Here is a 13,884-nt window from a genome sequence, read left to right as displayed (position 1 = left end):
GCACTCCCCCGGGCCGGACTCGTCCTCAGCCTGGCCCGGCACCCTGCGCCGACCGCCGCCCCGAGCCCGACGCCAGGCGTGGGAGCCTGCGATGACGGTCCATCTGCATCTGATCCGACGACGCCCTGACCAGTAACTGATCGTTTCAGAATGAAGTTTCATGTGTCCCTTGGCAGTTGGGTGATGTGTCGGCAGGATCTGTTGGGTGTCTGCTGATCTTGTGTCTGATGACCTGTGGGAACGTGTGTCTCCGCTGCTGCCGGTTCGTGCGCCGCGTCGGCACCGCTACCCGGGGCGGTTGCCTGCCGATGACCGTGCTGCTCTGCGTGGGATCGTTTACGTGCTGCGCAAGAGTGTGAGCTGGCGAGACGTCCCCGCTGAGTTGGTCGGGTGCAGTGGGGTGACGGCCTGGCGTCGTCTGCGGGACTGGACCGAGGCCGGAGTGTGGCCCCGCCTGCACGAAGTCCTGCTGGCAGAACTTCGTAGAGAGGGACTGCTGGAGATGGACGACGCGGCGATCGATGCCTCGCACGTCAGGGCCCTCAAAGGGGGCTCACACCGGACCTTCGCCGGTTGACCGAGCGCGGCCGGGCAGCAAGCACCACCTCATCGTCGACCGGAACGGAACTCCGCTCGCTGTCTCTCTGACCAGCGGAAACCGTCACGACGTCACTCAGCTCATGCCCCTGCTGGACGCGATGCCCCGTATCCGTGGTCTGCGCGGCCGGCCACGGCACCGGCCCCGGCGGCTGTTCGCCGACCGCGGCTACGACTACGACAAGTACCGCCGTCTCATCCGAGCTCGCGGCATCACACCCAAGATCGCCCGCCGTGGAGCCCCGCATGGTTCCGGCCTGGGCAAGACCCGGTGGGTTGTCGAGCGGACCTTTGCCTGGCTCCACCAGTTCAAACGGCTCCGCATCCGCTACGAGATACGCGCCGACCTCCACCTGGGACTCCTCCAACTCGCCTGCAGCATCATCTGCTTGAGACGACTCAGAACCTCATTCTGAAACGATCAGTAAGGAGCCCTGCCATGTCCGCCGAGCCATTCGAGGTCAGCATCACCGAAACCGAGATCGCGGACCTGCGTGAACGATTGCGACGGACACGGTGGCCCGAGCGCGAGCCGGTGGACGACTGGTCACAGGGTTTGCCGTTGGTGTATGCGCAGGAGCTTTGCCGCAGCTGGGCCGAGGACTACGACTTCGGGTTCGCCGAGCGGCTGAACGTGTTCCCGCAGTACCGCGACACGATCGACGGGCTGGGCATCCACTTCCTGCACGTCCGCTCGCCGGAGCCAAACGCGTTCCCGCTCGTGCTCACGCACGGGTGGCCGGGTTCGGTGCTCGAGTTCCTGGAGGTCCTCGGCCCGCTCACCGACCCGCGCGCGCACGGGGGTGACCCGGCGGACGCGTTCCATGTGGTCGCACCGTCGTTGCCCGGGTACGGCTGGAGTGACAAGCCGTCGACGACCGGGTGGGGCATCACTCGCACCGCGCGCGCCTGGGACACGTTGATGGTCTCGCTGGGTTACGAACGGTACGGCGCGCAAGGCGGTGACTGGGGTTCGGCGGTGTCCGCGGCGCTGGGCGAGGTGGCGCCCGGGCGGGTCGCCGGCGTGCACCTGAACCTGGGATCCGTGGCGGCGGGCACGTTCGAGGACCCGACGCCCGCGGAGCTGGCGAATCTCGAGGCCGAGAAGGAGATGCAACGCACCGGCCGGGGATACTCGGCGATCCAGGCGACCCGGCCGCAGACGCTCGGCTACGGCCTCACCGACTCCCCGGCGGGACAGGCCGCCTGGATCGCCGAGAAGTTCTGGGCGTGGACGGACAACGACGGCCATCTTGAGGACGCGTTGTCGCGGCAGACGATCCTCGACGAGATCTCGGTCTATTGGTTCACCGCGTCGGCCACGTCGTCGGCGCGCCTGTACTGGGAGAGCTTCGCCAACTTCCGGGACAAGGTGACCGCGCCATCCGGGCTGTCGGTCTACCCGCGCGACATAACCCGCCCGTCGAGGCGGGAGGCCGAGCTGCGGTTCACCGACCTGCGGTGGTTCGAGGAGCTGCCCCATGGTGGCCACTTCGCCGCGCTGGAGCAGCCGGAGTCGCTGGTCAAGCAGGTGCGCGGGTTCTTCCGCCTGTTCCGCTGACTGTCCGTGCCACCCCCTGGGAAGCCCGCGCCCGGGGGGGTCCTGTCCGTCCCCCGGGATACCGGCACATCACATTGCGGGGCGGTGCAAGGGATGAACGTTGTCCCGCTCGGCAGCGGCTGCGCGGAACTGCTGGATTTCGACCTCCAAAACGTGGACGACGCGGGCGAACTGCTCGCTGCCCGCCCGCCATGGTGCCGGACGGGGAGCAGAACAACTGGTCGATCAGGTTCTGCTGGGCCAGGACCGCGAAGACCCCGGCGACGAGGGAAGCCGGATCGGTGCTGGTGTCGCCGAAGCCCACCCATGAAGCGCGGGCTGTTCATGTTCACGCAGTACGGCAGCAGCCGCTGGGAAAATGTCCTCCCGGATGGCAGGACGGTGGCCTGCTGCTCGGGCAGGTCTTCCAGCAGCAGATCGCGCAGCGCGTGCGGGGCGGCGCAGCGCGTGCGGGGCGGCGCAGCGCGTGCGGGGCGGAGGCGCGGCGGATTCGGCGGCGGATTCCTCTCGGGCGACGTCGTCGGCGTAGCCGGTGCCACACACGGGCCGGTCCCCGGCCGTCCAGGCCCCGGCTCCCCGTACCGACGCAGCTTGGCAGCCAGGCCGTGCGCGTCCTCGCAACGGCGGTCGATCTCCAGCAGCGGGATCCATGTGGTCACTCGGAACTGCGGGGTATTCGGCAGGCAGGGTCGAAAGTGCGGTGGGTTCGTCGCCTCTCAATTGGCAGGATACCTATGCGCTCTCGGCGGTCTGCTCGTCTGATGCCGATCTCCGAAACCGAATCCTCACGCAGTCATGACCGGGCCATGAAAATCATCTCGCCAGCCGCCGCGCTGCCGGGTACGTTCACCTCGTGTGCTACTACGCCGAGAAGCCCTACAAGCTGCATTACGCGTGCGTGCTCTGCCACGTAGCGTTCAAGCAGCATCCCGGTCCCGGCGAGCACCGATGCCCTCGATGCTCAGAGCCGATGGTTTGTGCCGGCCATGACTTCGCGGCACCACGGCGTCGGGACACCAAGGCGTGGAGTGTCGTGGCCGCGGTTCTCAACGCGGGACTGCGTTACGAGGGCCGCGAACCGTGCGGCTGCGGCAAGGAACCCAAGTTCCGCCCCCGCACCCGAGCTCAGCTGCGCGCCCGCCGAATCGCAGCAGCACGAACGGGCACTTCCCTCGCCAACATGCTGGGAAGCGCTGAGCTACAGGCATCCGACTGATCCGAGAAGGGGTCAGAGCAGAGCAAAGAGCGCCATCAGGCTGGTCGTCGAGCAGCTTTGGGCGATAGCCGCGTAACGGCTCGCGGCGGTGTGGGACAGGTTGAAGACCAGGGCGAGAGTGAACGAAGCCAGCCAGCGCCGGATTCCGGCTGAACGCCCCGGAGCCCGGCCGGACGAGAACACCGCCGCGGCCCTGTCTGAACTGGCTCCCTCTGTCCCATCCCGACCTCACCGCGGGCCCGCGCAGCTGGCCCCGACGATCCGCCCCTCTTCGTCACGCCGGACCTGGACCTTGCGCTTGCCGCTCGTGAGCGCGCGGGAGGCCAGCTGCTCGACCAGGCGCTCATCATGCGAGCGCAGGCCCTGGAGCACGGCCACGAGGGGGCGGAAGCTGGCGGAGGCGACCATGTCCTGCGGGTCCTCGCCGGGGTGGAGGAAGACCGGCACGAGGATGCGGGCGACCTTCGTGCTGCCGCCTTGTTGAGCCGGAGCGCGCGGCCGATGTTCTGCACGATCTCCACCTGGGAGCCGCGGGTGTCCGCGAAGCAGATCGCCTCCACACCTCGCTCGTCGTTGATGTCCACGCCCTCACCGAATACGCGCACGGACGGGAGGAGCGCCCGGTGTACGCGCCGGTTCGTGACGTCGATGCCGTTGGCGAACTGGCACAGGACCTCGCGCCGCTCGGTCACGAGGTGGTCGCCGCACAGCCACGCTGACCAGACGCGGTCCGGCGGGACGTGGCGGCCGTACCGCCCGCACGACCCGGCCCGTTTCGCCTGGTCGCGGGCGGGTAGCCCATTCCGCGTGGCGCGGGGCCCGCCCGACCCGTCCGCCGTGCGGCGGGAAACGCCAACAGCCCTTCCACCGTTACGCATTGGTGATCATCCGACCCAAGGCCGATCACATGAAACGACGACGCTGAGCGCATTCGCCCTCGGCGCGGCCCGCATGGGCAGACAGCCGGTCGCGCCGGGGCATTCCGTATCCCGCGACGAACCATGGCGACCCATGACGAGCCCTCATAGGCCGCCAGGGGCCATCATGCACCGTCACGGGCCGTAGAAGTGCGGAGAACGCATGCTGCTCAAGCAACTACTCACCCTGGCCTCAGCTGTAGCCGTGGTCGCCGTGGCCGGTACGGCATCGGCGACCACGACCGAGGCCGGCACCAGCGGGTCCACCGGCACCACCGAGTCCCGTACCACCAACACCGGTACCACCAACACCGTTCCGACCAAGACCAGTACGACCGCACCCGCCGCCCTCGCCCTGGTCACCGGTGACCGGGTCATGGTGACGTCGGTCAAAGGCAGGATCACCTACACCCCGGTCGGTGGGAGCCGCAACGCCGGCTTCCGCGAGATACGCCGGCCCGACGGCGACGTGGAGGTGATCCCCGCGACGGCCGTGCCCTTCCTCGGGCATGGCCTCGACATGTCGCTGTTCGACGTCTCGGCACTGCGCGCGTACAGCGACACCGGCCGGATTCCGGTTCGCCTCTCCTTTGCGGCGGGCCAGAAGCCCACCGCACCTGCGGGCGTCACCCTGACATCGGTCAGCGGCAACACCGCGACCGGCTACCTGACTTCGAAGTCGGCCACGGCGTTCGGCACGGCGCTGCGGCAGCGCAACGCGACGGACGCGACCGACCCGCTGCCGCGTGGACTGACCAGCATGACGCTGGCCGGTGCGTCGGCACAGGTGCCGACGTCGGCGCGGTACGCGTTGAGCCCCGTGCAGCTGAACATCACCGACCTGACCGGCGCCCCCGCCTCGAACGCGCTCGTCACCCTCGTCAACACCGACTCCTTCGACCGGCTACGGGCCGACCAGGTGCCCCTCTCCGACGGCGTCGCCCGCATCCAGGCACCCGCAGGCCACTACATGCTGATCGCCTCGTTCCAGGACGAGGACGCCGCCGGGAACACCACAGCGACCAGGCAGGTCGTGATGGACGACCTGACCGTGCCGTCCGGCACGGGCGGCGTGACCGCGTTCAACGTCAGCGAGGCCACCGCGTCCGAACGGATCACCGTGGGGACCCCGAGGCCGGCCACCCAGAACTCGCTGTCCGACGAGGTGCTGCGCACCGACGCGACCGGCGCCACCATGACGTTCTCCGCCGATGTCAGCGGAACGACTCCGCTCTACGTCAACGCGGTTGACACGCCCGCCACCGGCACTCTGAACAACATGGTGGTGTGGAGCGGCTCCGCCACGGACTACGGGTACGACCTGGCGTTCGTGTCGAAGGACAAGGTGCCGGCGAACGAGTCCTACCAGGCGAGGCCCGCCCAACTGGCCACTGTGCGCAACCGGTTGTACAAGTCTGCCGGACACACTTCGGCAAGCGGGAACATGACGGCCGTACTGACCGATCCGGGGTTCGGCCCCTCCCTCACCTTCAGGCCGGCGACGTTCGGCACGGTACTCACCGACTACGTCCTCTCCACCGGGGAAGGCACCTGGTCGGAGGAGATGACCACGCCCGACCACGTCACCTTCACGAGTCCGGCCGACCAGTACGTCGCAGGGCGCGCCTACACCGAGGACTGGGGCAAGGGGCCGGTCGCCCCGACCTCGACCGTGGTGTGGAACGGCCGGGCCTGTGCGATGTGCACCGCCGGCGGAACGCTGAACATCGGTCTGGAGTCTCTCGGTGACAGCGGCCCGGGGCACTCGGGTGTCCTCCTGTTCGGCATGCCGGCCTCGTACCACCTCACCGCGTACCGCGACGGCACCCAAATAGGCGAGACCACCTCTACTCAGCCACTGACGACCACCGGGCAGCCGCTGACCCCGGCCACCTACCGCGCGGTCGCGGACCTGGACGTGGGCGGTTCGAGCCTCGGCACCACGAGCCACACCGATCTCACGATGAAGTACACGCCCGACGCCCCGAGCGCCGGCGCGTCCGACTGCGACGGCGGGTCGGAGACCGTGCCCTGCCAGGTGCTTCCGATGCTGGGCGCGCACTACGACCTGGCTGGTCTTGACCTGTCGGACACCAGCACGACGCCCCGGCAGCAGCTGCACTTGACGGTCGATCACCTGGCCGTGAACGGTGCCGGCTCCGACAGCCCGGTCACCGCGGCGACCGTGGACGTCTCGTACGACGGGGGAAAGACCTGGCAGCAGGCAAGGCTCACCGGAGCGGCCGGTGACTACGTCGCGTCCTGGCCCAACTCCCCCGCCATTAGCGGTGTTCTGCCGACGATCCGGGTCACCGCCGCCGACGCCGCCGGTAACACGCTGAGCCAGACCGTCACCAACGCCTACCGCATCGGGAGCGCCCAGTGAGAAGACTTCTCCGCGTCGGCACTGGGCTGGGGGCCATCCTGGCCGCGACGCTCGCCACCGCCGTACCCGCCTCCGCCACGCCTGCCTCCGCCACGACGCGGATGGCAGGGGCCGGCCCCGGCCCGCAGGCATCAGCGGGTCTGTCAGCGGTGCATGACGTGTGTCCGGCAGCCGCGCCCGGCCATGCCCGGTGCTACGCGCAGATACGCACCGACCCGGGCGGCGTTCGCGGCGTGCGAAGCGCCGACGCGCTGCCCGCGGGTTACGGCCCGGCCGATCTGCGCGCCGCCTACGACCTACCGGACACGGGCGGCACGGGACAGACGGTCGCCGTGGTCGATGCCGGTGACGACGCCACCGCGGAAGCCGATCTTGCCGTCTACCGCACGACCTACGGCCTCCCCGCCTGCACGACCGCGAACGGCTGCTTCAGCAAGGTGAACCAGGAAGGCGCAGCCGGCCCGCTGCCCGAAGACATGGGCTGGGAAGGCGAGACCGCGCTCGACCTGGCCATGGTCTCCGCCGCGTGCCCGCAGTGCCACATCCTCCTGGTGGAGAGCGACGACACCGAGTTCGCCGACTTCGCCGCCGCGGAGAACACCGCGGCCCGGCTCGGCGCGACCGAGATCTCCAACAGCTACGGCGACACGGAATCGGGCTCCTTGATGAATTACGCCTCGGCCTACTCCCACCCGGGCGTGGCGATCACCGTCGCCAGCGGTGACAGCGGCTACGGCCTGCCGAGCTTCCCCGCCGATCTGGACTCCGTGGTCTCCGTCGGCGGCACGACGCTGAAGCGGACCGACAACGCGCGCGGCTGGAACGAGACAGTGTGGAACTCGCAGAAGGGAGGCGCGGGCAGCGGGTGTTCGGCGTGGGTCGACAAGCCGGCCTGGCAACACGACGCGAACTGCCCCGGCCGTATGGTCGCGGACGTCGCCGCAGTCGCCGACCCGGACACCGGTGTCGCCGTCTACGACAGCGAGGACGGCTGGGGCGTGGGAAGCGGCACCAGCGCCTCGGCCCCCCTTGTCGCCGGAATCATCGGGCTGGCCGGCCATCCCGAACACTTTCCCGACGCGTCTTACCTCTACACGCACTCCGCCGGCCTGAACGATGTCGTCGGTGGGAGCAACGTGCTCGTGACCGACTGCGGCGGCGACTACCAGTGCACCGGCCAACCGGGCTACGACGGCCCCACGGGGCTCGGCACACCTGCCGGTCTGTCGGCATTCTGACCGCGCTTCGCGTCGAGTGACGCACCGCGTGTGCGGCGGGCCAAGCATCAAAGAAAACCAGAAAGCTGAAGTCGACGGCCCGCTCGACAGGACAAAAGCCAGACCACCCCTGGCACCAGCGCCTGCCGTCGGAAGCCGAAGGGCTTCCCCAATTGAGGAAGTCCCGCTCAACACCGGAGTTTCAGCCCTCACCGCTGTACGTCATTTTGGAGATGTACAGCGGCGTCCGGCGGCGTGCCGGGCCACCACGGCCAGGCAGGCCCTCGGGGTGGAAGTCCTGTGACCCAAGGACCGGCCCGGGAACATCTGGGGCCAGGCAGTCACCGGCGGGCCCTGCCCACGAAAGCCACGATGGACACAAGGAGCGCCCCGAGGGTGAACAGCGCTACCGCGCCTCCCAACAGCGAACGTCAACGGCTCGTGAAGCGCCGGGGGCACGGGGCGTCCAGGTCCGCCCGCAGCGTCTGGCCGATCAGCGACTTGAACGGATCCAGCCGGGTCGCCCTCGACGGAAGCTGCTTCCTCGGCTCCGGCCAGGCCGACGACAACGCCTGCTGCCCCGTCAAGGCGATTACCAGCTCGGCTGAGCGGCGGGCTGGAACGGAGCTGCCCGACATCCGTTGGCCCTCCACTGGTCGGCCGGGTGGGTGGCTGAACACCAAGTTCAGCCAGCCCACGGCTGTGGGCTCTTCTTACCGACTCCGAACAAAACTCCGAACGTGACCACTCATGCGGGAATCCCCGGGCATGAACACGGCCTCCGCTTGATCATGTACTCCGCCCAAGGTGCACCGATCGAGACGAAGGCCATGAAATGAATCTGCTACCTGATACCGGTCCCGGGGAAGCATTCGCACAAGCGTCACGCTTCCACGACGACTCATTCAACTACCTGACCACGCAAGGGGACGAACTGTTCGACCTCACGGACGCGTTGCTGTGTGCGGACGGTCCGGTGACCTCGCCGGTGGATCTGACGCTAGTGGCGAGCACCGGCGTGGGCACGGCGCGATGTACGAGGCGTTGAACAGCGGGAACGTGGACGTGCCCCGGCTGCGGCAGGTGCTGGCCGGTCTGCCGATGCCGCAGGGCCGACGGGCGCCTGGTCCTGCCGGTCGACGTCAGCAACTGGCTCCGCCCCGACGCGCCGACCAGCGCGGACCGCCTGTTCTGCCATGACGGCCGCAGCGGACGGTCCTCGGACCAGTTCATCCCCGGCTGGCCGTACTCGTTCGTCGCCGCCCTCGAATCGGGCCGGACGTCCTGTGCCGGCTCCTGGACGCCGTGCGCCTCGGGCCCGAGGACGACGTCGCCGAGGTCACCGCCATCCAACTCCGCCGTGTGATCACGGACCTGATCGAGATGGGCCGCTGGCACTTCGGCGACCGCGACATCCTCATCGTCTTCGACGCCGGCTACGACGCCCTTCGCATGGCCCACCTTCTCGACGGCCTCCCGGTCGAGGTGCCGGGACGGATGCGCTCCGACCGTGTCATGCGACGGCCGACACCCTCGCTCAAGGAGTAGGCCCTGGCCTATCGCCAGGGCTGGCGACCGCCGAAGCATGGGAAGCGCATCAACTGCGCCGTTGGTTTCCTACTCCGACAGCCGTAATTCCCCCGCTGACGCCTCCCTCGGTGCGCCGTAAGAGCAACCGGGGGCTCCCCGCTCCCGTCCAGCTCCGCGCTGGGCGGGAGCAGCAGCTGACAGCACAGAGCCTCACTCACCCGGCCGACCTGACGGCCTGTCGGAACGCCTTCGACGCAGCCGTTGCCTTCAGTGCGGGGCGCCCTGTCGGGGCGGGTTCTCCTGCAAAGCCCCGCCGACCGCGACGGGCGGGGTCGGGCCGTGACCTTCCGGGCCGTCTTTCTGCCGATCCGCCGCGAGCCGTTCGCCCTCGATGTCGAGGTCGGGCATCAGCCGGTCCAGCCACTTCGGAAGCCACCAGCCCGCTCGGCCGACGAGCGCGAGGACGGCGGGGACAAGCGTCATCCGGACGAGGAAGGCGTCGATGCAGACCCCCACGGCGAGGGCGAAGGCGATCGGCTTCAGCATCGTGCTGCCGCCGGGGATGAAGCTCGCGAACACCGCGAACATGATGAGGGCGGCGGCGGTGACCACGCGGGAGGCATGGCGCGAACCGGCCAGGACGGCTTCCCGTGGCGCGGCGCCCTGGACGTGCGCCTCGCGCATGCGGCTGACCATGAATACCTCGTAGTCCATGGCGAGTCCGAACAGCACTGCCATCACCAGGATGGGCAGGATGCTGACCACCGGACCGGTCTCGGCGACGCCGAGCGCGCTCGCGAGCCAGCCCCACTGGAACACGGCCACGACCGCGCCGAAGGTGGCGGCCACCGACAGCAGGAAGCCCAGACTGGCCTTCAACGGGATGATCACCGAGCGGAAAACCAGGAGCAACAGCAGCAGCGACAGGCCGACGACAACGAACGCGAAGGGGATCAGAGAGCTCGCCAACCGGTCCGAGACGTCGATGTTCACAGCGGTCGTACCGGTCACCGAGACCTCGGCCCGTGTCTGCTTCTGCCAGGTCGGCGCCTCGTCGCGGATGTGCTGTACGAGGTCCTTCGTCTTCTGGTCCGAGGGCCCGGTCTTCGGGACCACCTGGATGACGGCCGCGTCCCCGTGGTTGATGACCTGCGGCTTGCCGACCGCGGCGACGCCGTCGGCGGCCTTCAGGTCCTTGACGAGCGTGGCGGTGGCCGCCTGCGGGTCCGTGGCGTGGGAGGTGTCGGCGTGGAGGAGCAGCGGTCCGTTGAATCCGGGCCCGAACTTGTCGGCGATGGTGTCGTACGTCTGCCGCTGGCTGCTGCCTGTGGGGGCGGAGCCGTTGTCGGGCAGGGCCAGTTGGAGGTCCCTGGCCGGGACCGCGATGGCGAGCAGGCCGATGAGGACGGCCAGCAGGGTGAGCAGGGGGCGGCGGATGGCGATCCTGCCCCAGCGTTCGCCCATGGTCCTGCGTCCGCCGTGCCCGCTCTCGTGGGCGGCCCGCTCGCGGCGGGCGGCGCGCGAGCCCGGCCCGGGCCGCAGCCGTTCGCCGGCGAAGCCCATCAGGGCCGGCAGGAGCGTGGTGGAGACGCCCACGGCGATGAGGACGGCAGCGGCTCCGCCCAGACCCATCACAGTCAGGAAGGGGATGTGGACGACGGCCAGCCCGCACAGCGCGATGATCACCGTCAGGCCGGCGAAGACGACCGCGCTGCCCGCGGTGGCGGTGGCGCGGGCGGTGGACTCCTCGGTGTCCATGCCGGTGGCGAGCTGGGAGCGGTGGCGGGAGAGGATGAACAGGGCGTAGTCGATGCCGACCGCGAGTCCCAGCATCGAGGCCAGGGACGGGGCGGTGCTGGAGATGGTCAGCACGCCGGTGAGCGCCGACAGGCCCAGCAGGGTGATGGCGACGCCCGCGATCGCCGTCAGCAGCGGCATGCTGGCCGCGAACAGCGAGCCGAACGTGACGGTAAGCACGACCAGAGCGACGGCCACGCCCATGAGTTCCTTGGTGTGCCCGGTGCTGTGGCTGCTGCCGTACGCGGATCCGCCGACCTCGACCGTGAGCCCGGCGTCCTTCGCCGGCTGGGTGGTCTTCTCCAGCGAGGTGAGGCTGTCGTCGTGCAGCTCAGCCCGGGTGACCTGATAGCGGACCTGGCCGAGCCCGGTGCTGTGGTCAGGCGATATGACCTTGCTCTGCACGGGGTCGGTGACGCCGACGACCTGGGGGGCCTTGTCGGCCTCCGCCATGGTGGCGCCGACCGCCTTGGCGTACTGCGGCTCGGTGATCTGGTGGCCCTCGGGGGCGACGAAGACGATCTGGGCGCTGGTGCCGGCCGCCGACGGCAGTTCTTGTTTGAGGGTGTCCATCGCGGTCTGGGCAGGTGAGCCCGGGACGCTGAACTCGTCATCGGTCGTGCCGCCGAAGGTGACCACACAGGTGACCACCGCGGTCAGCACCAGCAGCCAGGCGGCCAGCACCGCCCGGCGATGACGGAAGGCGCCGCGGCCGAGCCGGTAGAGAAGGGAGGCCATGGGAAACGTGCTCCTTGGAAGGGGTTTGCAGGGGTGAGCGGCACGTCCGGGAAGAATTCGCGTACGGGGCCGGCGGAGCGGAGTCAGGTGCGGAAGGCGGCGTGGCCTCCGCTCAGGGCGAGCCGGAGGCTGTTGTCGGTGACCGTGAGCCGACGCGGTTGGAGTTCCAGCGGGAGGTCGGTCAGGCCGGCGGTGCGCGTGATCCGCTCCGCCAGGGCATCGGGGAGGGGGCTGCCGGCGAACGTGGCCCGTCCGGCTGTGACGTGGATCGTCCGGCCGGCCAGGACAGGCGTGACGGGGACGGCCACGGCGCCGGCAGGGCCGATGTGCACGACCAGCCGTCCGTGCGCGGGATCGGGGGCCACCACGCTGTTCGGACGGCTCGCGTCGGCGCCGGCCAGGGAGGCGGTACCGATGTCGACCGTCACGCTGGACGAACCCACCGTGCAATCCCTCCCGCTCCGGCGCAGCTGACGGAGATGGGCGTCGATGCCGAGCCCGGTCAGGTGCCGGACGGACACCCCGTCCGCCGTCAGCTCGACGTCCGTGAAAGCGCCGCGCGCCAGTTGCCACAGCGCGGGTGTAGCACCCACCCCGACGTCCGGCGCGATTCCGGGGCGCTCGCCGGCCACGGTCGCGATCCGGTCGGCGACCCGGCCCCGGACCAGCGATTCCGCCGTAGCGGCGAGGGCGGGGGCGACGGCCCCGGCGGCCGCAGTGCGGCGACGCGAGCGCAGCACGGAGACCAGCCCACCAGAAAATGTCATAACTGACACGATACACAAACTGTCATAGCTGACACTTTTCCCGCATGCAGCCGCCGAGCCCGGATCGCGGGCGTGTCAGGATTGACGCGTGGAGGAGCTGAACGTGCAGGAGATGGGCAGGCGGGACCGGAAGAAGGCCGCCACGCGCGGGAGTTTGCTGCGGGCGGCCACCCGCATGTTCGCGGAGCGCGGTTACCAGGAGACGACAGTCAAGGACATCGCTGCGGCGGCCGGCGTGACCGAACGCACCTTCTTCCGCTACTTCCCTTCGAAAGAGGATCTGGTCTTCGCCGAGATCCTCGACTTCGTACCGCTGCTCGGGAAGGAAATCGCCGGCCGCCCAGCGAGCGAACCGCCATATACCGCCGTCCTCAACGGCCTGCTCGCTGCCGTCGAGGGCCTTGACGGCGGCCTCGGCATCCTCTTCGTCGGCGCACCACCCCGCGCTCTGGCCACCGGCGCACGGCGCACCGGCGTGCTGGCCGCCTTCGAGGACGGCATCACCGAAGCACTCGCCGACCGCCTCACCCGCCGGTCACCGGACGCACCGGCCCACACCCGCGCCCTTCACGCCTCGGTCCTGGCCCGCGCCTCGGTCGCCGCCGTACGGGGCGCCCTGATCGCCTTCGCCACCCGCCACGACGCGCCGGCCGAGGGCCCGCCGGGCTCGGCCGAGGACTTCGCACAGCTACTGCGCGAGGCATTCGCCGTTCTGCCCAGCGGCGGAGCGTGACGGGTCGTCCCGCCCTGCTGACTGACACCCTGCCCTGCCGAGGCCGGCTCGGCCTCTGGACCCAGCCGGCGTCTTACCGCAAGCCGCGCCCCTGATGGGCCTGGCAGCGCGCAGCGGCGTGCTCGACACAGCATCTGACGACCCAGCAGCTCGTGACGCAGTTCGCCGCACATCGCACTGGAGGACTCGCGGGTGAAGAAGGGGAAGCCGAGCCGGTCTTCGCCCTGGACCACGGGCCCACCACCCATACATCCCCCGCACCACCTCCGCCCACCGGCCTCGTCCTGCTACCGATCAGATCATTTCAGAATGAGGTTCTGAGTCATCTCAAGCAGATGACGCTGCAGACGAGTTGGAGTAATGCAAGGCATAGGTCGGCGCGTATCTCATAGCGGATACGGAATCGCTTGAACCGGTGGAGCCAG

The 13,884-nt window shown here is 69.4% G+C and carries 7 protein-coding genes and 2 pseudogenes; 6 read left to right on the top strand and 3 right to left on the bottom strand.

Features of this window, described 5'->3' with window-relative positions:
• Positions 1 to 205: 205 nt before the first annotated feature.
• Positions 206 to 1,013 (top strand): IS5 family transposase gene (locus OG210_RS32525; RefSeq protein WP_371534863.1). Its coding sequence is split into 2 segments (ribosomal slippage): positions 206 to 558 and positions 557 to 1,013, totalling 810 coding nucleotides; the frame shifts between segments, so codons are not numbered across the junction.
• Positions 1,014 to 1,036: 23 nt separating this feature from the next.
• Positions 1,037 to 2,158, top strand: a complete 1,122-nt coding sequence (locus OG210_RS32520) for an epoxide hydrolase family protein (RefSeq protein WP_328322991.1) — start codon at positions 1,037 to 1,039, stop codon at positions 2,156 to 2,158.
• A gap of 1,465 nt (positions 2,159 to 3,623) precedes the next feature.
• Here the strand turns inward: OG210_RS32520 and OG210_RS32515 are convergent.
• Positions 3,624 to 4,123, bottom strand: a pseudogene (locus OG210_RS32515) (helicase); the annotation flags it as partial.
• 331 nt (positions 4,124 to 4,454) lie between these two features.
• Between OG210_RS32515 and OG210_RS32510 the strand changes: the two are divergent.
• The 3 genes and pseudogenes from OG210_RS32510 (at position 4,455) to OG210_RS32500 (ending at position 9,442) form a co-directional block, all read left to right on the top strand.
• Positions 4,455 to 6,677 carry a hypothetical protein gene (locus tag OG210_RS32510; RefSeq protein WP_328322993.1) on the top strand — a complete coding sequence of 741 codons (2,223 nt, stop codon included), beginning with the start codon at positions 4,455 to 4,457 and terminating at the stop codon, positions 6,675 to 6,677.
• Entirely contained in the window at positions 6,674 to 7,915 is a 1,242-nt protein-coding gene (locus tag OG210_RS32505) for a peptidase S8 (RefSeq protein WP_371540097.1), read from the top strand. The genes OG210_RS32510 and OG210_RS32505 overlap by 4 nt, the downstream gene beginning before the upstream one ends.
• 1,102 nt (positions 7,916 to 9,017) lie before the next feature.
• A pseudogene (locus OG210_RS32500) lies at positions 9,018 to 9,442 on the top strand (transposase).
• Positions 9,443 to 9,691: 249 nt separating this feature from the next.
• Here the strand turns inward: OG210_RS32500 and OG210_RS32495 are convergent.
• Both OG210_RS32495 and OG210_RS32490 read right to left on the bottom strand, forming a co-directional pair.
• Entirely contained in the window at positions 9,692 to 11,959 is a 2,268-nt protein-coding gene (locus OG210_RS32495) for an MMPL family transporter (protein WP_371540095.1), read from the bottom strand.
• Positions 11,960 to 12,042: 83 nt separating this feature from the next.
• Positions 12,043 to 12,726, bottom strand: a complete 684-nt coding sequence (locus OG210_RS32490) for a DUF2993 domain-containing protein (protein WP_371540093.1) — start codon at positions 12,724 to 12,726, stop codon at positions 12,043 to 12,045.
• A gap of 88 nt (positions 12,727 to 12,814) precedes the next feature.
• On the opposite strand from OG210_RS32490, the gene OG210_RS32485 reads away from it, so the two are divergent.
• Entirely contained in the window at positions 12,815 to 13,459 is a 645-nt protein-coding gene (locus OG210_RS32485) for a TetR family transcriptional regulator (protein WP_328323001.1), read from the top strand.
• Positions 13,460 to 13,884: the final 425 nt, after the last annotated feature.

Source organism: Streptomyces sp. NBC_00466 (genome assembly GCF_041433995.1).
Classification (GTDB): domain Bacteria; phylum Actinomycetota; class Actinomycetes; order Streptomycetales; family Streptomycetaceae; genus Streptomyces.
This window is presented reverse-complemented; position numbering and strand designations above follow the sequence as displayed.